At 68.6% G+C, this 22141-nt stretch carries 19 protein-coding genes, 1 pseudogene and 1 riboswitch; of the genes and pseudogenes, 10 read left to right on the top strand and 10 right to left on the bottom strand.

All coding sequences use genetic code 11. The annotated features are described in order from the left end of the window. Positions 1 to 50 precede the first annotated feature (50 nt). The 6 genes from RF637_RS10245 to RF637_RS10220 all read right to left on the bottom strand — a co-directional run bounded on the left by RF637_RS10245 (position 51) and on the right by RF637_RS10220 (position 5653). Complete coding sequence (locus RF637_RS10245) at positions 51 to 1445, bottom strand: short-chain fatty acid transporter (RefSeq protein WP_167317995.1); 1395 nt, start codon at positions 1443 to 1445, stop codon at positions 51 to 53. Next, on the bottom strand, positions 1442 to 2323 hold the full coding sequence (locus tag RF637_RS10240) for a cytochrome c oxidase assembly protein (protein ID WP_368844772.1): 882 nt from the start codon (positions 2321 to 2323) through the stop codon (positions 1442 to 1444). The genes RF637_RS10245 and RF637_RS10240 overlap by 4 nt, the downstream gene beginning before the upstream one ends. Further along, positions 2323 to 2847, bottom strand: coding sequence for a DUF2243 domain-containing protein (locus RF637_RS10235; RefSeq protein WP_368844771.1), 525 nt, complete (start codon positions 2845 to 2847; stop codon positions 2323 to 2325). Before RF637_RS10235 ends, RF637_RS10240 begins: the two co-directional genes overlap by 1 nt. Before the next feature lie 150 nt (positions 2848 to 2997). Beyond that, positions 2998 to 4188 carry an acetyl-CoA C-acetyltransferase gene (locus tag RF637_RS10230; RefSeq protein ID WP_368844770.1) on the bottom strand — a complete coding sequence of 397 codons (1191 nt, stop codon included), beginning with the start codon at positions 4186 to 4188 and terminating at the stop codon, positions 2998 to 3000. Continuing rightward, a complete protein-coding gene (locus RF637_RS10225; protein WP_085107957.1) occupies positions 4185 to 4862 on the bottom strand; it encodes a CoA transferase subunit B in 678 nt (225 codons plus the stop codon). Before RF637_RS10225 ends, RF637_RS10230 begins: the two co-directional genes overlap by 4 nt. Continuing rightward, positions 4859 to 5653 (bottom strand): CoA transferase subunit A, encoded by a 795-nt coding sequence (locus RF637_RS10220; protein ID WP_368844769.1) that lies wholly within the window; start codon positions 5651 to 5653, stop codon positions 4859 to 4861. The genes RF637_RS10225 and RF637_RS10220 overlap by 4 nt, the downstream gene beginning before the upstream one ends. A 152-nt stretch (positions 5654 to 5805) precedes the next feature. Here RF637_RS10220 and RF637_RS10215 point away from each other — a divergent pair, with 152 nt between their 5' ends. Next, positions 5806 to 6492, top strand: a complete 687-nt coding sequence (locus RF637_RS10215) for an IclR family transcriptional regulator (RefSeq protein WP_368844768.1) — start codon at positions 5806 to 5808, stop codon at positions 6490 to 6492. A gap of 212 nt (positions 6493 to 6704) precedes the next feature. Here the strand turns inward: RF637_RS10215 and RF637_RS10210 are convergent. Then, positions 6705 to 7454 (bottom strand): annotated as a pseudogene (locus RF637_RS10210) (3-hydroxybutyrate dehydrogenase). A 266-nt stretch (positions 7455 to 7720) separates the two neighbouring features. Beyond that, a riboswitch (SAM riboswitch) is annotated at positions 7721 to 7807 on the top strand. A gap of 14 nt (positions 7808 to 7821) precedes the next feature. Here RF637_RS10210 and RF637_RS10205 point away from each other — a divergent pair. The 6 genes from RF637_RS10205 to RF637_RS10180 all read left to right on the top strand — a co-directional run bounded on the left by RF637_RS10205 (position 7822) and on the right by RF637_RS10180 (position 14417). Then, positions 7822 to 9033: a cobalamin-independent methionine synthase II family protein gene (locus tag RF637_RS10205; RefSeq protein WP_144997063.1), complete on the top strand. Its 1212-nt coding sequence runs from the start codon at positions 7822 to 7824 to the stop codon at positions 9031 to 9033. A gap of 354 nt (positions 9034 to 9387) precedes the next feature. Further along, positions 9388 to 10815, top strand: coding sequence for an MFS transporter (locus RF637_RS10200; RefSeq protein WP_368844767.1), 1428 nt, complete (start codon positions 9388 to 9390; stop codon positions 10813 to 10815). A gap of 198 nt (positions 10816 to 11013) precedes the next feature. Further along, complete coding sequence (locus RF637_RS10195) at positions 11014 to 12237, top strand: thiolase family protein (RefSeq protein ID WP_144997059.1); 1224 nt, start codon at positions 11014 to 11016, stop codon at positions 12235 to 12237. 7 nt (positions 12238 to 12244) lie between these two features. Continuing rightward, positions 12245 to 13036, top strand: coding sequence for an enoyl-CoA hydratase/isomerase family protein (locus RF637_RS10190; RefSeq protein WP_193519082.1), 792 nt, complete (start codon positions 12245 to 12247; stop codon positions 13034 to 13036). Next, on the top strand, positions 13033 to 13899 hold the full coding sequence (locus RF637_RS10185; RefSeq protein ID WP_368844766.1) for a 3-hydroxyacyl-CoA dehydrogenase family protein: 867 nt from the start codon (positions 13033 to 13035) through the stop codon (positions 13897 to 13899). The genes RF637_RS10190 and RF637_RS10185 overlap by 4 nt, the downstream gene beginning before the upstream one ends. A gap of 71 nt (positions 13900 to 13970) precedes the next feature. Next, positions 13971 to 14417, top strand: coding sequence for a hypothetical protein (locus RF637_RS10180; RefSeq protein WP_368835926.1), 447 nt, complete (start codon positions 13971 to 13973; stop codon positions 14415 to 14417). 91 nt (positions 14418 to 14508) lie between these two features. Here RF637_RS10180 and rraA read toward each other — a convergent pair whose 3' ends face one another. Beyond that, complete coding sequence (gene rraA / locus RF637_RS10175) at positions 14509 to 14976, bottom strand: ribonuclease E activity regulator RraA (RefSeq protein WP_064846504.1); 468 nt, start codon at positions 14974 to 14976, stop codon at positions 14509 to 14511. A 122-nt stretch (positions 14977 to 15098) separates the two neighbouring features. Next, the gene (locus RF637_RS10170; protein WP_260849411.1) at positions 15099 to 16769 is read right to left on the bottom strand and encodes an XRE family transcriptional regulator; all 1671 of its coding nucleotides are present in this window, start codon (positions 16767 to 16769) and stop codon (positions 15099 to 15101) included. Positions 16770 to 16932: 163 nt separating this feature from the next. Here RF637_RS10170 and aceA point away from each other — a divergent pair, with 163 nt between their 5' ends. After that, on the top strand, positions 16933 to 18219 hold the full coding sequence (gene aceA / locus RF637_RS10165) for an isocitrate lyase (protein WP_064846502.1): 1287 nt from the start codon (positions 16933 to 16935) through the stop codon (positions 18217 to 18219). A gap of 298 nt (positions 18220 to 18517) precedes the next feature. Here aceA and RF637_RS10160 read toward each other — a convergent pair whose 3' ends face one another. Beyond that, complete coding sequence (locus tag RF637_RS10160) at positions 18518 to 19000, bottom strand: hotdog fold thioesterase (protein ID WP_144997051.1); 483 nt, start codon at positions 18998 to 19000, stop codon at positions 18518 to 18520. Between the two features lie 184 nt (positions 19001 to 19184). On the opposite strand from RF637_RS10160, the gene paaZ reads away from it, so the two are divergent. Next, entirely contained in the window at positions 19185 to 21320 is a 2136-nt protein-coding gene (gene paaZ, locus RF637_RS10155) for a phenylacetic acid degradation bifunctional protein PaaZ (protein WP_368844765.1), read from the top strand. Next, positions 21317 to 21841 (top strand): GNAT family N-acetyltransferase, encoded by a 525-nt coding sequence (locus RF637_RS10150; protein ID WP_368844764.1) that lies wholly within the window; start codon positions 21317 to 21319, stop codon positions 21839 to 21841. The genes paaZ and RF637_RS10150 overlap by 4 nt, the downstream gene beginning before the upstream one ends. The last annotated feature ends 300 nt before the right edge of the window (positions 21842 to 22141 follow it).

Below are 22141 nucleotides of genomic sequence, written 5' to 3'. Positions count from 1 at the left end.
GAGCGCCGTCGTGCTCCGAGACCGCAGTGCGCCCGGAGCACGACACGCGCTCAGACCCCCGCGCCCACGACCAGCATGGTGGCGGCGAAGACGATCCCGGAGACCAACAACACCACGGTCGTGTAGCCCAGGATGTCCCGGATCTTCAGTCCCGCGATGGCCAGCAACGGCAGGGCCCAGAACGGCTGGATCATGTTCGTCCATTGATCGCCGTAGGACACGGCCATGATCACCACGGCGGGGTCCACGTCCAGGCGGGCGGCGGCGTCCAACAGGATGGGTGCCTGGATGGCCACCTGCCCGCCGCCGGACGGGACGAAGAAGTTGACCAACCCTGCAGACAGGAAGGCCAGCAGGCCCAGCGTCTGGGGCGATGCCACGGCGACGATCGAGTCGGAGAGCACCTGGATCAGCCCCGTGGCGGTCATGATGCCCATGATCCCGGCGTACAGGGGGAACTGCAGCAGGATGTCCCCCACGTTCGACGCGGCGTTCTTGACCAGGCCCATGACCTCGAACGTGTTGCGGGACAACAGGAAGATCAGCCCCAGGAACATCCAGTTCACGATGTTCAGAGTGACCGTTCCACCCCCGGCGAAGTGGATGACCAGGTAGGCCACCAGTGCCAGGCCCACGAGAGTCGTGGGGATGCGGGAGGCATCCAACCGGTCGGCCGGGGCCTCTATGACCGGACGCTCGATCTCCTGTTCGGACTGGGCGAGCGCCTCGGCCGTGACCGTGTGGGACTCGGGAACGCTGCGCGGTGCCACGAGCCAGAGCGCCAGGGCCACCAGGATCAGGGTGACGACGATCGCGCTGATGTTCCACCACGAGAAAATGGTCTCCCTGATGGGAATGATGTGGCCCACCTGCTTCTCGATGAACGAGCCCGGGGTCGCGGCGGTCAGTGGGCCGGAGCCCGAATACCCCATGTGCCACACCACGAACCCGGAGAACCCGGACGCCACGAGCATCGGGAAGCTCACGGCCTGGCGCCTGCGCGCGAACTCCGCGGCGACCTCCCGGGCGAGCAGACCGCCGACCACCAGGCCGAAACCCCATGTGATGAGCGAGGCCACCGCAGCGATGACGAACACGAAGACGTAGGCGCGCAGGGGTGAGCGGGGCACCGAGGCCAACTTGCCGAGACCGGCGCGCACGGGCCGGGTACTGGCCAGGGCATGACCGAGCAACAGCACCAGCGCCATCTGGGTCATGAACTCCAGCAGCCCGGACAGTCCCGTGCCCCATCCCTGGATCACGGCCACGGGCCCGGAATCGGTCAGCAGCAGGGCCATGAGGGCCACCAGGACGGTGAGGACTATGGCGAAGATCAGCGCCGAGGGGATGAACCTCTCCACGGCGGTGTTGAGCGGCCGCATCACGCGGGCCAGCGGCGGTTCGCACCGGGCGGCGGTGGCCTGCGGGGTTCCCGGGGTGCTCATGACAACGGCTCTCGGTGGTGGCGGGACACGGGTGGTTCTCCGATCTGGATCAGGGTTGGGTACATGCGATCGGTTGCCGGGCGCGGGCGCGTGGCCCGGTGGTGGCCCAGGAACAGCAGGACGATCAGCAGGACGTCCACGACGTCGCCGCCGTAATACATGACCTGCGCGCCCACGTGAGCGTCGTGGGGCGCGACTCCCGCGGGCGGATGCGCGTAGAGCCACTTGGCCAGGACCGAGTGCGCCGCGATGAAGAGCACCAGGACCACGGCGCGCACCCGGAAGGGCGAACGATGCGGATCGGGGTCCGGTCCGGCGATGGCCGCCGTGAACACGTAGCCGGCCAGGAAGATGTGGGTGTGGACGAGCGCGTGGCCCCACGCGGAGGCGTGCATCCAGTGGAACAGCGCGGTGGTGTAGAGCAACCACAACCCGCCGGCATTGAGGATCGCGGCCACCACGGGGTGCGTGACCCAGCGGACGACCGGGAACCGCAGCACCCGCGAGACCCGGCGCGCCCCGGCGGTGGACAGCCCGCGCAGCGCCACCCGCACGGGCGCGCCCAGTACGAGCAGCAGGGGTCCGAGCATCCCCACCAACAGGTGCCCCACCATGTGAGCGGTGAAGCTGGTGTGCCCGGCGTGGGCGAGGGGCCCCACGAGGCCCACCCCCACGCCCAGCAGGCCGACGTAGAAACTCACGGGACGCCACGGACTCGGGCCCGTCCTGTGACGGCCCGACCACAACAACCACCCGTACCCCGCGGCAGCGAGCACCAGCACCGCCACGACCAGCCACTCGAACACAGGCCATCCGACAGCAGCGGCGGTCTCCGCGTGGTGGGTGTGATCCGCATGGTGGGCGTGGTCCGAGGACATCAGCGGGTCCGATAGGCCCGCGCGCCGCGCCGCAGCACCACGAACCCGATGAGCATGAGGATCACCGCGGTGCCGTTCCACAAGAGGTCGTACGGCAGGATGTCCACCCCGTAGCGGATCTGGTGGATGCCCAGCAGCTTGTGGTCCACGATGCCATCGAAGAGCTGGAAGGTCCCCACGCCCAGGATCACGGCCCCGATCCAGTGGGGCCAGTGCACCCCACCCCGTCGGCGCACGTCAGCGAGCAGGAACAGACCCCAGATGGTGATGAACCACCCGAAGGCGTGGAAGAACCCGTCCGTCACGAGGGCCACCTCGTGCGTGGAGAGGTCGTAGAAGTGATGCCACTGCAGGCCCAGGTGGAAGATGAACAAGTCGATCATGGAGGCGGCGATACCGCATCCGAACAGGAACCCGGACAGCGCCGCCCGCTTGCGGGTGCGCCGGGGGTCCGGGACAGGCCCGCCCCCTGATCCAGGGCCCTCCGACGATGTCGAGTCCGGTGTGGATGCCGTGTGCGCCATGGTTCCTCCTGAATCCATTCGATCAACCCGGCCGCCCGCCCCCGGCTAGCACCCGGGTCGGTCAGCCGGCTCGAGCCGGGCCGCCCCTGGTGTGGGTCACGCCCACCCCGGGTCCGGGACGGGCGTGACCCACCTGCAAGGCTCAAAGGCTCAACGGCTCAACAACAACGCCTCACCCTGACCGCCGCCACCGCACAGGGACACGGCGGCCTTGCCGGAGCCGCGCCGCGCCAGTTCCAAAGCGGCATGCAGCGCGATCCGCGCGCCCGAGGCCCCCACGGGGTGGCCCAGGGCGATCGCACCACCGTGGATGTTGACCTTCTCGGGGTCCACGCCCAGGTCGCGCACCGACTGCACGGCCACGGCCGCGAACGCCTCGTTGATCTCGATGAAGTCCAGATCCTCCAGGGTCCAGTCGGACCGCGAGAGCGCGTGCTCGATGGCCCGGGAGGGCTGGGAGTGCAGGGAGGTATCCGGGCCGGCCACCTGACCGGGCTTGCCCACCACGGCGAGCCACTCGAGTCCGTGCTCCTCCGCGTAACCGCGCGTGGTCAGCACGAGGGCCGCAGCGCCGTCGGAAATGGGGGACGAGTTGCCCGCGGTGATGGCGCCGTCCTTCGTGAAGGCGGGGCGCAGCTTGCCGAGGCCCTCCGCGGTGGAATCCGGGCGCACGCCCTGGTCCTCGGACACCGTGATCGGATCGCCCTTGCGCTGGGGCACCTCGATGGGCGCGATCTCGTCCGCGAAGATCCCGTCCTGCTGGGCCTTGCCCGCGAGTTGGTGGCTGCGCGCGGCCACCGCGTCCTGCTCGGCGCGGTCGATCTGACGCTCGCCGTTGCCGGACTCGGTGAGCTCACCCATGGGCACGCCCTTCTCGACGTCCACGAGCCCGTCGTGGGCGAGCGAGTCCGCGAGCCGTATGTCCCCGTAGGACTTGCCCTTGCGGGCGCCCAGGGCCAGGTGTGGCGCGTTGGTCATGGATTCCATCCCGCCGGCCACGACGACGTCCGCCTCACCCAGGCGCAGCATTCGCGCCGCTTCCGTGACGGCCACCAGACCGGACAGGCACACCTTGTTCAGGGCCGCCGCCGGGACGGTCTTAGGCAGTCCGGCCTTCACCGCGGCCTGTTTGGCCGGGTTCTGCCCGGTGCCCGCCTGCACCACGTTGCCCATGTAGACGTAATCCACGTCCTCGGGGGAGACCCCCGCGCGCTGCACGGCGTGCTTGATCGCGTGCGCGCCCAGGTCCACGGCGCTCAGGTCCGCGAGCGCGCCCAGCAGTTTGCCCTGGGGTGTGCGTGCTCCGTTGACGATCACCACGTCATTGGCGTTCTCTGTCATTTCTCCTCCTGTACGGGCACGGAGTCCGGGGTGACGTCCACGAGCTCAACCCGGTACTCGGCCTCGGTCTTGGCTGCTACTTCTTCTTCGGTCACACCCGGGGCGAGGGTCCGCAATACCAGCCCGTGTTCCTCCACGTCGAAGACGCACAGGTCGGTGATGATGCGGTCCACGACCCCGACACCGGTCAGGGGCAGATCGCACTCCCGCTTGAGCTTGGCGGAGCCGTCCTTGGCAACGTGTTCCGTCAAGACCAGCACACGAGGTGCTCCGGTCACAAGGTCCATGGCCCCGCCCATTCCCTTGACCATCTTGCCGGGAATCATCCAGTTGGCCAGGTCGCCGCGCTGCGAGACCTGCATGGCCCCCAGGATCGCCATCTTCACGTGTCCACCGCGGATCATCGCGAAGGACATCGCGGAGTCGAAGATCGCGGCCCCCGGCTGCAGGGTGATCGTCTGCTTCCCGGCGTTGATCAGGTCCGGGTCCTCGTCCCCCTCGTACGGGAACGGGCCCATGCCCAGCGCCCCGTTCTCGGTCTGCAGCACCACGCTCACGCCCTCGGGCAGGTTGTTCGCCACGAGTGTCGGGATCCCGATGCCCAGGTTCACGTAGTCGCCGTCGGTCAGTTCCGACGCCGCGATGGCCGCCATCTCATCACGCGTCCAGCTCATGCCACCGCTCCTTCCGCTCCGCCGTTGCCCGCGCCCCGGGCGGCACCACCGCCGGTCCGCACGTCCGTTCCGCCCTCCGACGACGACGCCGCGGGCCTCGGTCGCGTGGTGCGCTGCTCGATCTCCTTGGGCGCCCCCGAGTACTGAACCACGTGCTGCACGAAGACCCCGGGGGTCACGATGTGGTCCGGGTCCAACTCGCCCGGGGCCACGACCTCCTCGACCTCCGCAAACGTGATCCGTGCGGCCGTGGCGCACACCGGGTTGAAGTTGCGCGAGGTCCGCCGGTAGATCAGGTTGCCGTCCGTGTCCCCTCGCCACGCGTGCACCAGGGCGATGTCCGCGACGATCCCGCGTTCCAGGACGTAAGTGCGCCCGTCGAACTCCGCGGTGGGCTTCCCCTCCGCCACGCGCGTGCCCACACCGGTGGCGGTGTAGAACGCGGGGATCCCCGCACCGCCCGCGCGCAGCCGTTCGGCGAGCGTGCCCTGCGGGTTGAACTCGACCTCGAGCTCACCCTCCAGGTACTGGCGGGCGAACTCCTTGTTCTCCCCCACGTACGAGGACAGCACCTTACTCACCTGCTTGTTCTCCAGCAGCAGACCGAGCCCCTTGCCGTCCACGCCCATGTTGTTGGACACCACGGTCAGGTCCTTGGCTCCGTTGTCCCGGACCGCTTCGATGAGGTCCCGCGGGATCCCGGACAGTCCGAAACCGCCCACCGCCACGGTCATCCCGTCCCGCAGCGTCTCGGCGAGCAACTCGGCCACGTTGTCCCTGAGTTTGGACATGGTCACCCCTCCAGTGCGTGATCTGCCTCTCAGGCTAGAAAGTGACCACATCTTGGTCAATGCTTCACCCGTAATCGTCGGTGAAGGGATCACAATCTGAAAACCTGTCGCTAGTCTGTCCATATTGTGAACGTCCCGACGCAGGAGCGTGTATGACCCCGCAGAAATCCCGGAACCCGCAGCCCTCCCCGCATCGATTGCTCGCAGCGCTCGCCGCCGAGGGGCTCGTGGACCGCACGGAGGACGGCAACTGGGCCCTGGGTCCCGAACTGCACATCCTGGGCACGGTGGCCGCCCAACGTTATCCCGCCCAGGACCTCGCGACCCCGTGCCTGCAGCGGCTCGCCGAGGCCACGGGCGAGTCCGCGTTCTTCTCCGCTCGCCGCGGCAACGAGGTCATCTGCCTGGCCCGGGTGGAGGGGGCGTTCCCGGTGCGCTCACACGTGCTCTACGAGGGCCTGCGGTTGCCCCTGGGCGTGGCCTCCGCGGGACTCGCGATCCTCGGTCACCTACCCCCGGACCAATTGGAGACCGCCCTCGCGGACACCCGGGAGGAGCGGACGCGCCTCGGTCCACAGCACGACGACGCTCACGTCCGCCGCCTCGTCGCCCAGGTCCGGGAGGACGGCTGGTCCCTGAACCCCGGACGTATTGTGGAGGGCTCGTGGGGCATGGCGGCCGCGGTGTTCGACGCGACCGGCCAACCCCGCTACGCGCTCTCCCTGACGGGGATCGAACCCCGGTTCACCGCGGAACGCAGACCCCGCCTCGGGGCGGCTTTGCTGGACCAGGCCCACAGGCTCTCCACGGCGCTGCGCGCGGGGGCCACGACCGTGTGAACCGGACGCAGCGGCGTCGTCCCGTACCGTCAGACCCCGCGTCCTCGCACCCCGGAACATCTGTGCCCCGATACCGCACGCGTTGTGCGACTGCGGGTGTTTTTCCGGGACGCAGATGTTCGGGCCCTTGGCCGGAGAGGGGCCGTGGAACGCGGGCCATTGCCTCGACACCGAACGGCAGCGAGGGTGGACGCGGCGACGTCGCCCCGCGCTCAGGACGCCGTCCAGCCACCGTCCATCGTGTAGGACGCACCCGTGACCATGCCCGCGGACGGGCCGGCCAGGAACGCGATGAGCTCGCCAACCTCCTCGGGTTCCACGAGGCGCTTGATCGCGGACTCGGTGAGCATGATCTTCTCGATCACCTGGTCCTAGGGGATCCTGTGGGTCGCGGCCTGGTCCTTGATCTGCTTGTCCACGAGCGGGGTGTGCACGTAGCTGGGGTTGACGCAGTTGCTGGTCACACCGTGCTCAGCGCCCTCCAGGGCCACGGTCTTGGACAGCCCTTCGAGCCCGTGCTTGGCCGTGACGTACGCGGATTTGTACGCGGACGCGCGCAGACCGTGGATGGAGGAGACGTTGATGATTCGGCCCCATCCGCGCTCGTACATGTGCGGCAGTGCGGCACGGATCAGCAGGAACGGAGCCTCGAGCATGAGCGTGAGGATGCGGTGGAAGTCCGCGGGGTCGAAGTCCTGCACGGGGGCCACCTTTTGGATCCCCGCGTTGTTGACCAGGATGTCCACGTCCAGGCTCAGTTCGGCGAGCGCGGCGGTGTCCGAGAGGTCCACGACCCAGGCTTCCCCGCCCACCTCGGAGGCCGTCGTCTGAGCGGCTTCTTCATTGATATCCGCGACGACCACGTGGGCGCCGCGGTCCGCGAACGCCTGCACGGCGGCGCGGCCGATCCCGCTGGCCCCACCGGTGACCAGGGCCTTCTTCCCCTCGAGCGATTGCTCCATGACAGCCTCTTTGCGCGTGGACGGTTCTCCTACCGCGTCACGCTACGCCCCCGGGGGGCCGCCGGGTCACGATCCGGAACGGACTACCCCGGACCAGCTACGAGTCACGGCCCGCACCGGGGGCCGCCCGGTCACGGAAGCCCCGGTGACCCGAGCCCGAGGGGCCGGGCAGGAGGAACCCGGGGAGCGGCGTCGTCGTCCGACACGCCACGACCCCGCGCGCCACGAATGGCCTCCGCGCCTCGCGATGCTGTTGGATGGAGCAGTACCCATCCAGAGCGGCCGAGAGATCTGGCTCGTGGAAGCCGCAGCAACCGGGGTGACACCGGTGCTAACGCCAGAACCGATGGAAAGGATCAGCACAGCCATGCCCTTGAACACCGATCGCATCCAGACCACCCACGTGGGGTCCCTCCCCCGCACGCCGCAGTTGCTCGAGGCCAACAACCGCTTCCAGGCCGGGGAGATCGACCTGGCGCAGTTGGGTGAGGCGCTGGACGCCGGGGTGATCGACGTCGTGCGCAAGCAGCGGGAGATCGGCCTGGACATCGTCAATGACGGCGAGTACGGCCACACCACGTCCGGCGCCGTGGATTACGGGGCCTGGTGGAACTACTCGTTCCACCGCCTGGGCGGGCTGACCCCCACGGACGAGGACCGCTGGCAGACGGCGGAGACGCTGCGCTCGTCGCCAGGCAACATCGTGCTCACGAGCTTCCCGGACCGCCGCGACCGCTCCAAGTTCCGGGAGGCCTACGAGGATCCCACGGCCGGGGTCCTGGCCCACCGCGCAAGCGTGTCCCAGCCGAAGATCACGGGCCCGCTGACCTACACGGGTCAGGAAGCCGTGGCCGGTGACATCCGCCGGATTAAGGAGGCCATGGCCGAGACCGGGGCCACGCAGGGGTTCGTGGCAGCGCTGTCCCCCGGCTCGTGCGCGCGCGTGAAGAACGAGTACTACGCGAGCGACGAGGAACTGGTCTACGCGTGCGCGGACGCGATGCGCGAGGAGTACAAGGCCATCACGGACGCCGGGTTGACCGTGCAGATCGACGACCCCTCGATCGCGGAGTCCTGGGACCAGATCAACCCCGAGCCCACCGTGGAGGACTACCTGGCCTTCACCCAGCTCCGCGTGGACGCGCTGAACTACGCACTGCGCGACCTCCCCGAGGAGCAGATCCGCTTCCACCTGTGCTGGGGTTCGTGGCACGGCCCGCACACCACGGACCTCGAGTTCAAGTACCTCGTGGACCTCATGCTCACCATCCGCGCGCAGGGCTACAGCTTCGAGGCGTCCAGCCCGCGCCACGGCCACGAGTGGAAGGTCTGGAAGGACCACCAGCTGCCCGAGGGCAAGGTGGTCTACCCCGGTTTCGTCTCTCACTCGACCAACGTGGTGGAGCACCCCGAGCTCGTGGCGGACCGGATCGAGCAGTACGCGTCCGTGGTGGGCAAGGAGAACGTGATCGCCTCCACGGACTGCGGTCTGGGCGGGCGGTTGCACCCGCAGATCGCGCTGGCCAAGCTCGAGTCCCTCGTGGAGGGTGCGCGGATCGCGTCCGAGCGCCTGTTCTAATCAGGCCGCGCGGCTGGTCCTGCAGCTTTTAGTCTCACCGCGTCGCTGACCGTTCCGGTTCCCCGATCTTCCCGGACGACGACGCCGCCCGCCCCCTTCCGCTGCGCCCGCACCTTCCACGGTGCGGCACGGCGGGAGGGGGCGTTGCCGTGTCATGAACGCGTCACAACGGCCGACATGCTGCCCGCCCGGGTGAACGGCCCGGGAAAAATATACGATTTAATACACGAAACGTGTGGCGCACTTCACATTATTTCGTACACTTATTTCGAGACCAATCGGTCGGTTATTCCCCTGATCCACTCCGCCACTGGCACCCCACGGACCCCGCGTCCGCCGATCCTGGAGACCCACATGGCATCCACCACCTCAGCGCCCGCTCAGCCGGCGCACACCATGACCCGAGAAGAACGCAAGGTCCTTGCGGGCACCCTCGTGGGCACCACCATCGAGTGGTACGACTTCTTCATCTATGCGCAGGCGGCCGCCTTCATCCTGGCCACCCACTTCTTCAACCCGGCGGGCGAGCAGAACGCCACGCTGGGACAGATCGTCGCCTGGGCGTCCCTGGGCATCAGCTTCCTCTTCCGTCCCCTGGGTGCGATCGTGGCCGGTCACATCGGTGACAAGTACGGGCGCAAGATCACCCTGGTCATGACCCTCTTCGGGATGGGCGCGGCCACCACGCTGATCGGCCTGCTGCCCACGTACGAGCAGATCGGTATCGCGGCCCCCATCATCCTGCTGGTCCTGCGTATCCTGCAGGGCTTCTCCGCCGGTGGTGAGTGGGGTGGTGCGGCCCTGATGTCCGTGGAGCACGCGCCCGCGAACAAGCGCGGCTTCTTCGGCGCCTACCCCCAGATCGGTGTGCCCCTGGGCGTACTGATGGCCACCCTGTTCATGTTCGGTCTGAGCACCATCCTGACCCCCGAGCAGTTCGAGGCCTGGGGCTGGCGCGTTCCGTTCCTGTTCTCCATCGTGCTGATCTTCGTGGGCTGGCTGATCCGCCGCTCCGTGGACGAGTCCCCCGTGTTCCTGGAGATGCGCCAGCGCGCCAAGGAGTCCTCCGCTCCCCTGGGCCAGCTGTTCCGGACCAACTCCCCGCAGGTCATCCTGGCCGCGCTGATCTTCGCCGCGAACAACGCCGCAGGCTACCTGGTCATCGCGTTCTTCGCGTCCTACGGCACCAAGGCCCTGGGGATGTCCCGCCCCGAGACGCTGATCGCCACGCTCGTGGGCGGCGTCGGGTGGCTCATCTTCACGATGTTCGGCGGGTGGATCTCGGACAAGATCGGGCGCAAGCTCACGTTCCAGATCGGCTACGGCATCATCATCCTGTGGGCCATCCCCATGTGGTGGATGCTCAACACGGCGTCCCTGCCCCTGTTCGCGGCCGCGATCTTCATCCTGACGATCGGTCTGGGTCCGTCCTACGGTCCGCAGTCCGCCATGTACGCCGAGATGTTCCCGGCCCGCGTCCGCTACTCCGGTGTCTCGATCGGTTACGCCCTGGGGTCGATCATCGGTGGCGCGTTCGCCCCCATGATCGCCCAGCTGCTGCTCAACCGCACCGGCGCCGCGTGGACCATCGGCCTGTACATCTCCCTGATCTCGCTCGTGTCCTTCATCGCGGTCTCCTTCGTCAAGAAGTCGGACCAGGGCAAGGACCTGCACGTCGCGGAGGTGCACCAGGAGTACGTCCGGGCGCACCCGCACGAGATCGTTCCCCCGGTGGCCGGTGAGCCCGAGACCACCGCTCCGGCGCGCATCCGCCGCCACTGATCCCCGACACACGAACCAACCGTCCCGGCCTCTGATTCGTCGGAGGTCACGACGGCGCACGGCGGGCCCGGCAGCCATACGGTTGCCGGGCCCGTCGCGCTCTTCCCCGCGTGACCGTCATCGATTGACGTGGCTCACATGATCGGGGAACCTTTGCAGTGAACGCTCGGTCAGTTATTGCCCCACTTAGGAGTTGCCATGTCCTCGATGCCCCAAGCCTTCCTCGTCGGAGGGGCGCGAACCCCCGTGGGTCGTTACGGCGGTGCCCTGTCCTCGGTGCGCCCGGACGACATAGCCGCACTGTGCATCCGTTCCGTCGTGGAGGACGCCGACATCGATCCCGCGCTCGTGGACGAGGTGATCCTGGGCAACGCCAACGGCGCCGGTGAGGAGAACCGCAACGTGGCCCGGATGGCGTGGCTGCTCAACGGGTACCCGGACACGGTCCCCGGGATTACGGTCAACCGGCTGTGCGCGTCGGGGATGTCCGCGATCACGATCGCGTCCCAGATGATCAAGTCCGGGGCCGCGGACATCGTGGTGGCCGGTGGCGTGGAATCCATGTCCCGCGCGCCGTGGGTCATGGAGAAGCCCCGTACGGCGTTCGCCAAGCCCGGGGAGGTCTTCGATACCTCGATCGGGTGGCGGTTCGTGAACCCCGCGTTCGTGGAGGGCCCGCTCTCGCGGGACGGCAAGGCCACCTACTCGATGCCCGAGACGGCCGAGGAGGTCGCCCGGGTGGACGGAATCTCCCGCGAGGACGCGGACGCCTTCGCCGCGCAGTCGCACGAGAAGGCCCTGGCCGCGATCCGCGCCGGTCATTTCGACGCCGAGATCGTGCCCGTGGAGGTCCACGGCCGCAAGGGTGCGGTCACGGTCGTGGACACGGACGAGGGCCCCCGCGAGGGCTCCACCCCGGAGGTGCTCGCCAAGCTGCGCCCCGTGGTCAAGGGCGGGTCCGTGGTCACGGCCGGTAACTCGTCCTCGCTCAACGACGGCGCGTCCGCCGTGATCGTGGCCAGCGAACGGGCCGTGACCAAGTACGGGCTCAACGCCCGAGGCCGCGTCGTGGACGGTGCTTCCGCCGGTCTCGCCCCCGAGATCATGGGCCTGGGCCCGGTGCCCGCATCCGAGAAGGTCCTGGAGCGCGCCGGTTGGAACGCGGGCGATCTGGGCTCCGTGGAGATCAACGAGGCGTTCGCGACCCAGTCGCTCGCATCGATCCGCCGGCTCGGCCTGGACCCGGAGATCGTGAACCGGGACGGCGGGGCGATCGCCCTGGGCCACCCCCTGGGTTCCTCGGGCTCGCGCATCGTCATCACCCTGCTAGGCCGGATGGAGCGGGAGCAGACCGCCAAGGGCCTGGCCACCATGTGCATCGGCGTGGGCCAGGGTGCAGCACTGCTCGTGGAGCGGGTGTGATCCAGCCATGACGCAGCACGACACCCCCGAGTGGGCCGCGCAGTTCACGGCCCTGCGCATCACCGACACCCCGGACCGCATGCACGTGGCGCTGGACCGCCCCGCGGTGCGTAACGCCATCGACGAGGTCATGGTGGACGAGTTGCACGCTGTGTGCACCCGTCTGGAACGCGATCCCCGGATCATGATCCTGAGCGGCACGCACGTGAACGGGAAGGGGATCTTCGCCTCCGGTGCGGACATCGCGCAACTGCGCGAGCGGCGTCGTGAGGACGCCCTGCGCGGCGTGAACTCGCAGCTGTTCGACCGGATCGCCAAGCTACCCATGCCCGTGATCGCGGCCCTGGACGGCTACGCGCTGGGCGGGGGCGCGGAACTCGCGTGGGCCGCGGACTTCCGGATCGGCACGCCGCGGGTCACGGTGGGCCAACCCGAGACCGGCCTGGGCATCATCGCCGCCGCGGGGGCCCTGTGGCGACTGCGGGAACTGGCCGGTGAGTCACTCGCCAAGGACATCCTGCTGGCCGGTCGGACCCTCTCCGCGCAGGAGGCCCTGGAGGCCCACCTGATCACCGAGATCCACGAACCAGACGAGCTGCTGGCCGCGGCGGACGCCCTGGCCGATCGCATCGCCGCGCAGGACCCGCTGGCCGTGCGCGTGTCCAAGCGCGTGTTCGCCATGCCGCGCGAGGCGCACCCCCACGTGGACGAGCTCGCACAGGCCATCCTGTTCGAGTCGCAGGCCAAATTCGACCGTATGCAAGCGTTCCTGGACCGCAAGAAGGAGCCCAAGACATGACCGAGAACGCCACCGCAACCGTCCCGTCCCGCGTGGGAGTCCTGGGAGGCGGGCGCATGGGCGCGGGGATCGCCCACGCGTTCCTGATCTCCGGAGCGCGCGTGACCGTGGTGGAGGTGGACGGGCTGGCCGCGGAGAGCGCCAAGGAGCGGGTGGAATCGGACCTCGTCAAGTCCCTCGAGCGCGGGAAGATCGACGGCAACCTAGACACGTGGACCCAGAACTTCTCCGTGAGCGTGGACTACGCGGACTTCGCGGACTGCGAGCTCGTGATCGAGGCCGTTCCCGAGACCTGGGACCTCAAGGTCTCCTCCCTCCAGCGGGTCGAGAAGAACCTGTCCGAGACGGCGTGGCTGGCCACCAACACGTCCTCGCTCTCCGTGGACGGGCTCGCCGATGAGCTCCAGCGCCCCGAGCGGTTCTGCGGCATGCACTTCTTCAACCCTGTCCCGGCCTCCACGCTCGTGGAGATCGTGATCGGGCGCAAGACCCGTCAGGAGCTGAAAGAGCTGACCCTGCAGTGGGTCGCGGGCATCGGCAAGACGCCGGCCACCGTGAACGACGCCCCCGGCTTCGCGTCCTCCCGGCTCGGGCTGGCCCTGGGCCTCGAGGCCATTCGCATGGTCGAGGAGGGTGTGGCGTCCGCGGAGGACATCGACAACGCCATGGTCCTGGGCTACAAGCACCCCGTGGGTCCCCTCGCCCTCACCGACATCGTGGGTCTGGATGTGCGCCTGGGGATCGCGGAGTACCTCGAATCCACGCTCGGCCCCCGCTTCGCCCCGCCCCAGCTCATGCGGGACATGGTCGAGCGCGGCGAACTGGGCCGTAAATCCGGCAAGGGGTTCTACGACTACTCCTGAGCGCGTGCACGGCCGTACTCGTGGCGGGTCGGGTGCGCATCGGCTGTTCCGCGCGTCGAACCCCTTCTGACTTGGGGTTCCACGACGCCGCGGGGTTGTTCCCCACCCCCGGCCCGGTCACCGCTGCGAACACCGCGGGTGCGGGCAGCACCCCGGCCGCGTCAGCCACCGCTACGGCGCCGTCCCTGCCGGCCGTCGCGGACCCCTGCGCGGGGCCGTGCGACAAGACCGCAGCGATCCCGGTGCACCACCCCGTCTTCGGCGCCATGGAGATCGTGAGCTACGAACGTGTCGTGGAACCCGGCAGTGTCCCCGCGGACAAGCAGGCCAGCTACGCCGTGTACCAGAACGGTCAGGCCGTGGGGTACGTACCGCCCAGGGAGGGCACCACGGTGGTCTCCTCCGGCCCCGCTCCCGTGCTGGGAGTTCAGGAGTGGGATCTGCGCACCAACTCCACCGTGGACAAGTACGGCAACGTGTACCTGACGGATGGCCAGGAGTTCGTGGCCCAGAAGTAATCACAACACCCGGCCCCCACCGGAACGACGACGGCGACCCCCGCGGGTGCGGAAGTCGCCGTCGTATATCCGTCCAGCGGAGGTGGCGGGTTCAGCGCTCCACCAGGACCCCGTCCTCGTCCGCCCACAGGGTCCTGCCCGGGCGGAAGGTCACGCCGCCGAAGGTGACGATCACGTCCACTTCCCCGGAGTCGTTGGGTTCGGACTTGCGGGGATTCGTGCCCAGCGCCTTGATGCCGATGTCCAGGGTGCCCAGTTCCACGCGGTCCCGCACGGGGGCGTTGATGATCAGCCCGGCCCACCCGTTCTCCATGGCGGTGCGGGCCACGTTGTCCCCGAGCAGCGCGCGGTTCATGGATCCCTGCCCGTCCACCACGAGCACCGCGCCCTCACCGGGGGTGGCCACGAGCTTCTTGACGTCCACGTTGGACTCGAAGCAGCGCACCGTGCGGATGGGTCCGGTGAACCGGTGGACACCACCCACCGAGATGAACTGGGTGGTCACGGACTGCAGGTCCTCGCCGTGTTCGTCGTACAGGTCGGCGGTCGCGAAGCTCATGGGTCACCTTTCATGCCTACGGATCGCCGACGACGCTCGGGGCCCGGGCACGCGGCGTCCGGACACGGACGGTCCGGGCGCGTAGGGGTGGCGCGGCGTCATCGGCGGGAACGTGATGGAGGTTACGTGAGGTCGCCGGATGAGGCAACGGGGGCGTGTCGCTGCAGGAAGCGGTAGACCTCGGTCTCGTCCACCCCGGGGAACGCACCGGCGGGCATGGCGGCGAGCATGTGGGACGCGGGGCGGGCGGAGGGCCAGGACTGGCCGTCCCACTGCTCGGCGAGCGCCGGGGCGGGCTGTTGGCAGCACGCGGGGTCGGGGCAGGTGGAGGTGTGGCGCACCGTGGTGGCGCGGCCCCGGAACCACTTGACGTGCTCGTACGGCACACCGAAAGAGATGGAGAATTCCCCGTTCTCGGATCCCTCCACGCGGGCCGAGCACCAGAACGTGCCGTGCGGGGTGTCGGTGTACTGGAAGTGGGACAGCAACCGGTTGGTCCCCGAGAACGCCTGCCGCGCGGAGAAGAACCGGCAGGCCCTCTGCCCCTCCACCGCGCCGCTGTGGTCGGTGGGCAACTGCAACCCGTCGTTCTGCCAGGCCTTGTGGATGATCCCGGAGGAGTGCACCTTCTCGAAGTGGGTGGGGATGCCGAAGTGGTGGGTCATCAAGTTGGTCATCCGGTGTGCCGCGGTCTCGTGGGACACCGCGAACGCGTCCCGTAGGTCGTCCACGGACAACTCCCGCTGGGACTTGGCGCGGCCCAGCAGGTCCACCGCGGAGGCCTCCGGGATCATCAGGGCCGCCGCGAAGTAATTCGTCTCCACGCGCTGTTCCAGGAACTCGCCGTAGTCCGCCGGGCGGTGGTGTTCAAGCAAGTGATGCCCCACGGCCTGCAACAACACCGACCACGGCGAGCCCGCCCCGGCGGTGGCCGGCAGGTAGAACCGGCGGTTGCGCAGGTCCGTGACCGAGCGCGTGGAGTGCGGCAGGTCCGGGACCTGGTGGATCTCGAATCCCACGTGCTCCACGAGCCGCGAGATGTGGTGCTCGGACAGCGGTCCGCCCGTGTGGCGGATCGCGGCGAGCAGGTCCGCGGCCATGGTCTCGATGCGTTCGAAGTAGTTGTCGATCCCCCGCATGCGTGCTCGCAATTGCGTGTTGGCGCGCCGGGCCTCCTCGGGCGTGGCCGCTTGTTCCTCGAGCCGCTGGGCGAGTTGCCGCTGCAGTGCCGCGAGCGCCTCGAGGGTCTCGGTACTCGTGCCCGGCCCCACCCGCACCGTGGGCAACCCGAGGGACGCGTACATGGGTCCGCGCTGCACGCGCTCCACCTGGATCTCCAGTTCCATGCGGCGCGACGGCGCCTTGGTCCCCAGCAGTTGCTCCACGCTCATGTCCAGCGCGGCAGCGATGGCGGACAGCGCGCTGAGCTTGGGTTCGCGCTTGCCGTTCTCGATCAGCGACAGCGCCGACGCCGCCATGCCCACGGTGCGCGCGAGCTCCTCGAGCGTGATCCGCAGTCGCTTGCGGCGGTAGCGGATCCGCCGCCCCAGCACGATCGGATCGGTCGGGTCCCCGGACTCCTCGGGTGGCACGTCGGACGACGAGCGCGCGGGGACCCGCGTGCCGGACGCGGGGTCCGTGCGCCGCGGTGTTGCCGTCCGGGCGGGCTCCGTGTCCCGCGACCGCGCAGCGCGCGCGGGTTCCGAGCCATGAGCGCTCCGCGGTGCGGCGGGGCGAGGGGGAGCGCCGTCGCCGGTGCGACGGCGCCTGCGGGGTCCTGTGTCCGGGGTCATAGTCCGAGTTTAGGCAGATTTTTCTCAAACGTGAAGAAAACCAATTCTTCATCCTAAAAGCCTCTATGCGGGAGTGCAGATCGCGGCAAAAGTGGAACACATCAAGTTACCCGTGCGGAGCTCCCACCGAGGCCGCCGGCTCGAACGATCAAAGGAGAACGAGATGAGCAACGAGAACAGCAACCTCCGCAGCGCCGAGGAACTCGCCCGGGACTGGGAGGAGAACCCCCGCTGGGCCGGCGTGACCCGTGACTACGCCCCCGAGGAGGTCCTGCGTCTGCAGGGTTCCTTTCGAGAAGAGCACACCAACGCCCGCCGCGGTGCGGAACGGCTCTGGTACCTGCTCAACTCGGAGGATTACATCAATGCTCTGGGCGCTCTGACCGGTAACCAGGCCGTCCAGCAGGTCAAGGCCGGACTCAAGGCGATCTACCTCTCCGGTTGGCAGGTCGCCGGTGACGCGAACCTCGCGGGCCAGACCTACCCGGACCAGTCTCTCTACCCTGCGAACTCGGTTCCCCAGGTGGTGCGCCGGATCAACAACGCGCTCAAGCGTGCGGACCAGATCGAGCACGCCGAGGACGTCCACACCGTGGAGAACTGGATGGCGCCGATCGTCGCGGACGCGGAGGCCGGCTTCGGCGGACCGCTCAACGCCTTCGAGCTCATGAAGTCCATGATCGACGCCGGTGCGGCCGGTGTGCACTGGGAGGACCAGTTGGCCTCCGAGAAGAAGTGCGGTCACCTGGGCGGCAAGGTGCTGATCCCCACCCAGCAGCACATCCGCACCCTCAACGCGGCCCGCCTCGCGGCGGACGTGGAGGACGTCCCCAGCATCATCATCGCCCGCACGGATGCCGAGGCGGCCACCCTGATCACCTCGGACATCGACGAGCAGGACGCCGAGTTCATCACCGGCGAGCGCACCCCGGAGGGCTTCTACAAGGTCCGCAACGGTGTGGAGCCCTGCATCGCCCGCGCCAAGGCGTACGCCCCCTACTCGGACCTGATCTGGATGGAGACCGGCACGCCGGATCTCAAGCTGGCCCGCCAGTTCGCGGATGCCGTGCATGAGGACTTCCCGGACCAGATGCTCGCGTACAACTGCTCGCCGTCCTTCAACTGGAAGAAGCACCTGGACGACGAGACCATCGCCAAGTTCCAGCGCGAACTCTCCGCCATGGGCTACCGCTTCCAGTTCATCACCCTGGCTGGTTTCCACGCGCTGAACTACTCGATGTTCGATCTGGCCCACGGCTACGCCCGCAACCAGATGACCTCGTACGTGGAACTGCAGGAGCGCGAGTTCGCCGCCGAGGAGCGCGGTTACACCGCCACCAAGCACCAGCGCGAGGTGGGTACCGGGTACTTCGACCTGGTCTCCCAGGTGGTCAACCCCAACTCCTCCACGATCGCCCTCACGGGCTCCACCGAGAGCGCCCAGTTCTGAACCCGGCGCCCTGAAGACCCGCGGAGACCGGAGCACGGTCACTGAGGCCAAAGAACTCCGGGCATCCGGTCTCCGCGTCCACCCTGTCCGCGCGGCATGAGAGGGGACTCCTCAGCCCTCCCGCGGACCACGAACCGCCCCGACACCGTTCCCATGCGGTGCCGGGGCGGTTCCGTGTATTCCCTGCGGCGCCGGAGCGGTTCCGCGCTCCCTCCGCGGTGCCGGAGCGGCTCAGCGGACGACGACGCCGCGGTGCCCTTCCCGAGGGACGGGCACCGCGGCCTCGTCGGACGAATGCTCAGGAGCGCTTCGCGGGCTTGAGGTAATTGGTGATCCGCACGGTGCACAGGCGCTTGCCGGTGTCGATGTGGGTGATGACCACCTCGTGGTTCGTAACGCTGCGCCCCAGGTGGATCGCCGTGGCCACGCCGCGCACCCGGCCGCTTGTAGCGGAGGCGTGGTGGGTCGCGTTGATGTCCACGCCCACGGCCACCTTGCCCATGGTGGAGCCGTGGATCACCGCGGCCCACGAGCCCAGCATCTCCCCGAGCGCCACGGACGCGCCGCCGTGCAGCAGCCCCAGGGACTGGCGGTTGCCCTCCACGGGCATGGTCGCCACCACGCGCTCGGCGGACTGCTCCTCCACCACCACGCCCATCTTCTCGTCCAGTTCACCCAACTCGATGGTCCATGGCTCGTACGCCTCACCGAACTCCTCGGCGGGGGACGCGACTCGTGCGTTCTCGGCGCGGACGTCCGCGCGGGTGGGATCCTCGTGCATGCTGACTCCTCGGTGATCAGGCCCCACGCCGCGCCGGTGGGCCGCGCCGAGCGGTGCCCAGAGCGGCGTCGAACGCCGACGGCGGAGCGTGGTGACCATGGTGCCCTTGTGTGACCTAGGTTATCCTGGACCATATACTGACCGATCGTTCGGCTGATGGCCGCGACAGTCCGGAGGACCCCGCGTGAACACCCAGACCCAGGCATCCGAGACCCAGGAACCGCAGATCCTGCCCAGCTTCGTCGCCGGGAAGTGGTGGCGGCCGGAGGACCCGCAGAAGATCGCGGACGTGCGCAATGCCACCACCGGGGAGCTCGTGGCCCGGGTGAGCACGGAGGGGATCGACACCGCGGGCGCCGTGGACCACGGACGCACCGTGGGCCAGGCCGCACTGGGGCAACTGCGCATCCACGACCGCGCCCTGATCCTCAAGCAGCTCGCGCAATACCTGGGCGAGCACAAGGAGGAGCTGTACGAGATCTCCTACGCGACCGGGGCCACGGCCAAGGACCACCTGATCGACATCGACGGTGGGATCGGGACCCTCTTCACGTTCTCGTCCAAGGGACGGCGCGAACTGCCCAACGCCAACGTGATCGTGGACGGCGCGGTGGAACAGCTTTCGCGGGACGGTTCGTTCCTGGGTGAGCACGTCTACACCCGCGTGCCCGGGGTGGCCGTGCAGATCAATGCGTTCAACTTCCCCGTGTGGGGCATGCTGGAGAAGTTCGCGCCGGCGTTCATCGCGGGCGTGCCCACCATCGTGAAGCCCGCGACCCCCACCGGGTACGTGACGGAGGCGTGCGTGCGCCTCATGCTGGCCTCGGGTCTACTGCCGGAGGGTTCCCTGCAGCTGATCTCCGGCGCCGCGCGCGATCTGCTGGACCACCTGGACGCCCGCGACCACGTGGCCTTCACCGGCTCGGCCGCCACCGCCCAGTTGCTGCGCGCCCACACCAACGCGCAGGAGAAGGGCGTGCGTTTCACGGCGGAGACCGATTCGCTCAACGCCGCGATCATGGCCCCAGACGTCACCGAGGACTCCCCCGAGTTCGAGGCGTTCGTGAAGTCCGTGGTCCTGGAGATCACCGCCAAGGCCGGGCAGAAGTGCACCGCAATCCGCCGGGTCATCGTTCCGCAGTCGCTCAAGCCCGCCGTGATCGGCGCGCTGCGGGAGCGGGTGGCGCAGCGCGCCGTCGTCGGCGACCCGCGCGATTCCGCCACCACGGTGGGCCCGCTCGCGTCCGACGACCAGCACTTCGAGGTGCTGCGCTCCGTGCGCACCCTGATCGACGCCGGCGCCACCGTGGAACTCGGCGGTCCCGAGGAACTCGCGTCCCTGCCGGACCAGGGCGCCTTCTTCCCCGTCACGGTGCTCTCGTTCGACGACGCCCGCACCCCCGCCGTCCACGAGCTCGAGGCGTTCGGCCCAGTCACCTCGGTGCTGGGCTACTCGGGGGACATCGCGGACGCCGTGGAGATCGCCGCGCTGGGCGGCGGCTCGCTCGTGGCGACTGTGTGCACTCACTCCCCCGAGCTCGCGGCGCAGTTCGCCTCCGGAATCGGTGCGTACCACGGTCGCGTGCTTTTCCTGGATCGCGACGACGCTAAAACCTCCACCGGTCACGGCTCCCCCGTTCCCCACCTGGTCCACGGCGGCCCCGGCCGCGCCGGTGGTGGGGAGGAACTCGGTGGCGTGCGCGGGGTCAAGCACTACATGCAGCGCACCGCCGTCCAGGGCTCCCCGGACCTGCTGACCGGGATCACTGGCAAGTGGCACTGGGGCGCGACCGCCAACACCGTGACCCGCGAGGACGTGGAGAGCGGCACCGGGGAGCACCCCTTCCGGAAGTCGCTGCAGACCCTGCGGATCGGGGACCAGTTCGTCTCGGACCTGCGCACGGTCTCACTCGAGGACATCCTGGAGTTCGCGGAGAAGACCGGGGACACGTTCTACGCCCACACGGACGAGGAAGCCGCCATGGCCAACCCGTTCTTCCCCCGGCGGGTGGCCCACGGCTACCTGCTGGTCTCGTGGGCCGCGGGGCTCTTCGTGGAGCCCGCCCCCGGGCCAGTACTCGCCAACTACGGGCTGGAGAACCTGCGGTTCATCACCCCCGTGACGTATGACGACGCCATCCGGGTCACCCTGACCGCCAAGAAGATCACCCCGCGCGTCACGGACGAGTACGGCGAAGTCGCCTGGGATGCCCGCCTGACCAACCAGAAGGACGAGATCGTGGCCACCTACGACGTCCTGACGCTGGTGGCCAAGCGGTGGCCGGTGGCGGACAGCGGGGCAGACCAGGACGTGGCGTGACGATCCATGTGACGGACACCACCTGGACACTGTTGGACGGGTCCCGGTACCGCCCCATCCGGGTACGTCCGGAGGACCTCCCCGCAATCGTGCGCCTGCTGGCGGACGATCCGCTGGGGAGCACTCGGGAAGGCGGGGACATGGGTGCCTACGAGCGCGCCTTCCAGGAGATCGCCGCCGATCCGCACCAGTTCCTGACCGCCGTCCGGAACGACGCGGGCGATGTGGTGGGCACCATGCAGCTCACGGTGATCCCGGGCCTGTCTCGCAGGGGCACACGCCGCCTGCAGATAGAGTCCGTTCGGGTGTCCTCCACCCTTCGCGGTCAGGGGCTGGGGGAACGAATGTTCGCCTGGGCGGAGACCGTTGCGCTCGACTCGGGCTGTTCACTGCTGCAGCTGACCACCGACACCTCGCGGCCTGATGCCCACCGTTTCTACGAGCGTCTGGGCTACCGCTCGTCCCACGTCGGTTTCAAGAAGCAGCTGCAGAACCCGGGCCCGGCATCCCAGCTGTACTGACCGGGCACGTTGGCCAGAAGCCTCTATATACTTCTTTATAGTTCAGCGGTTTTTATAAAGGAGTATCCATGCAGCGCTCCCCGTACACCCCTGGCGAGGTCACCGCATTCCTTCCCGGGCGAGAAACACACATGGTTCGACTACGCGTTCAGATGCAGCATGTAGCGGACGAAAAAGCATTCATTGCTCGGCCACGCGTGTACGTAGGGAGCCGAGGGGTCGGCAAAACGGGCTCTTCAGGATCCAGGGTGTAGTTGGGGTCGGCGCGTCGGTCGCCGGATAGGGGTCGAGGCCTCCCGA

Origin of the sequence: Kocuria sp. CPCC 204721, from assembly GCF_040980945.1 — a bacterium.
Taxonomy (GTDB): Bacteria; Actinomycetota; Actinomycetes; order Actinomycetales; family Micrococcaceae; genus Kocuria; species Kocuria marina.
Note: the sequence above shows the minus strand (reverse complement) of the source record. Positions and strands in the feature narration are given on the sequence as shown.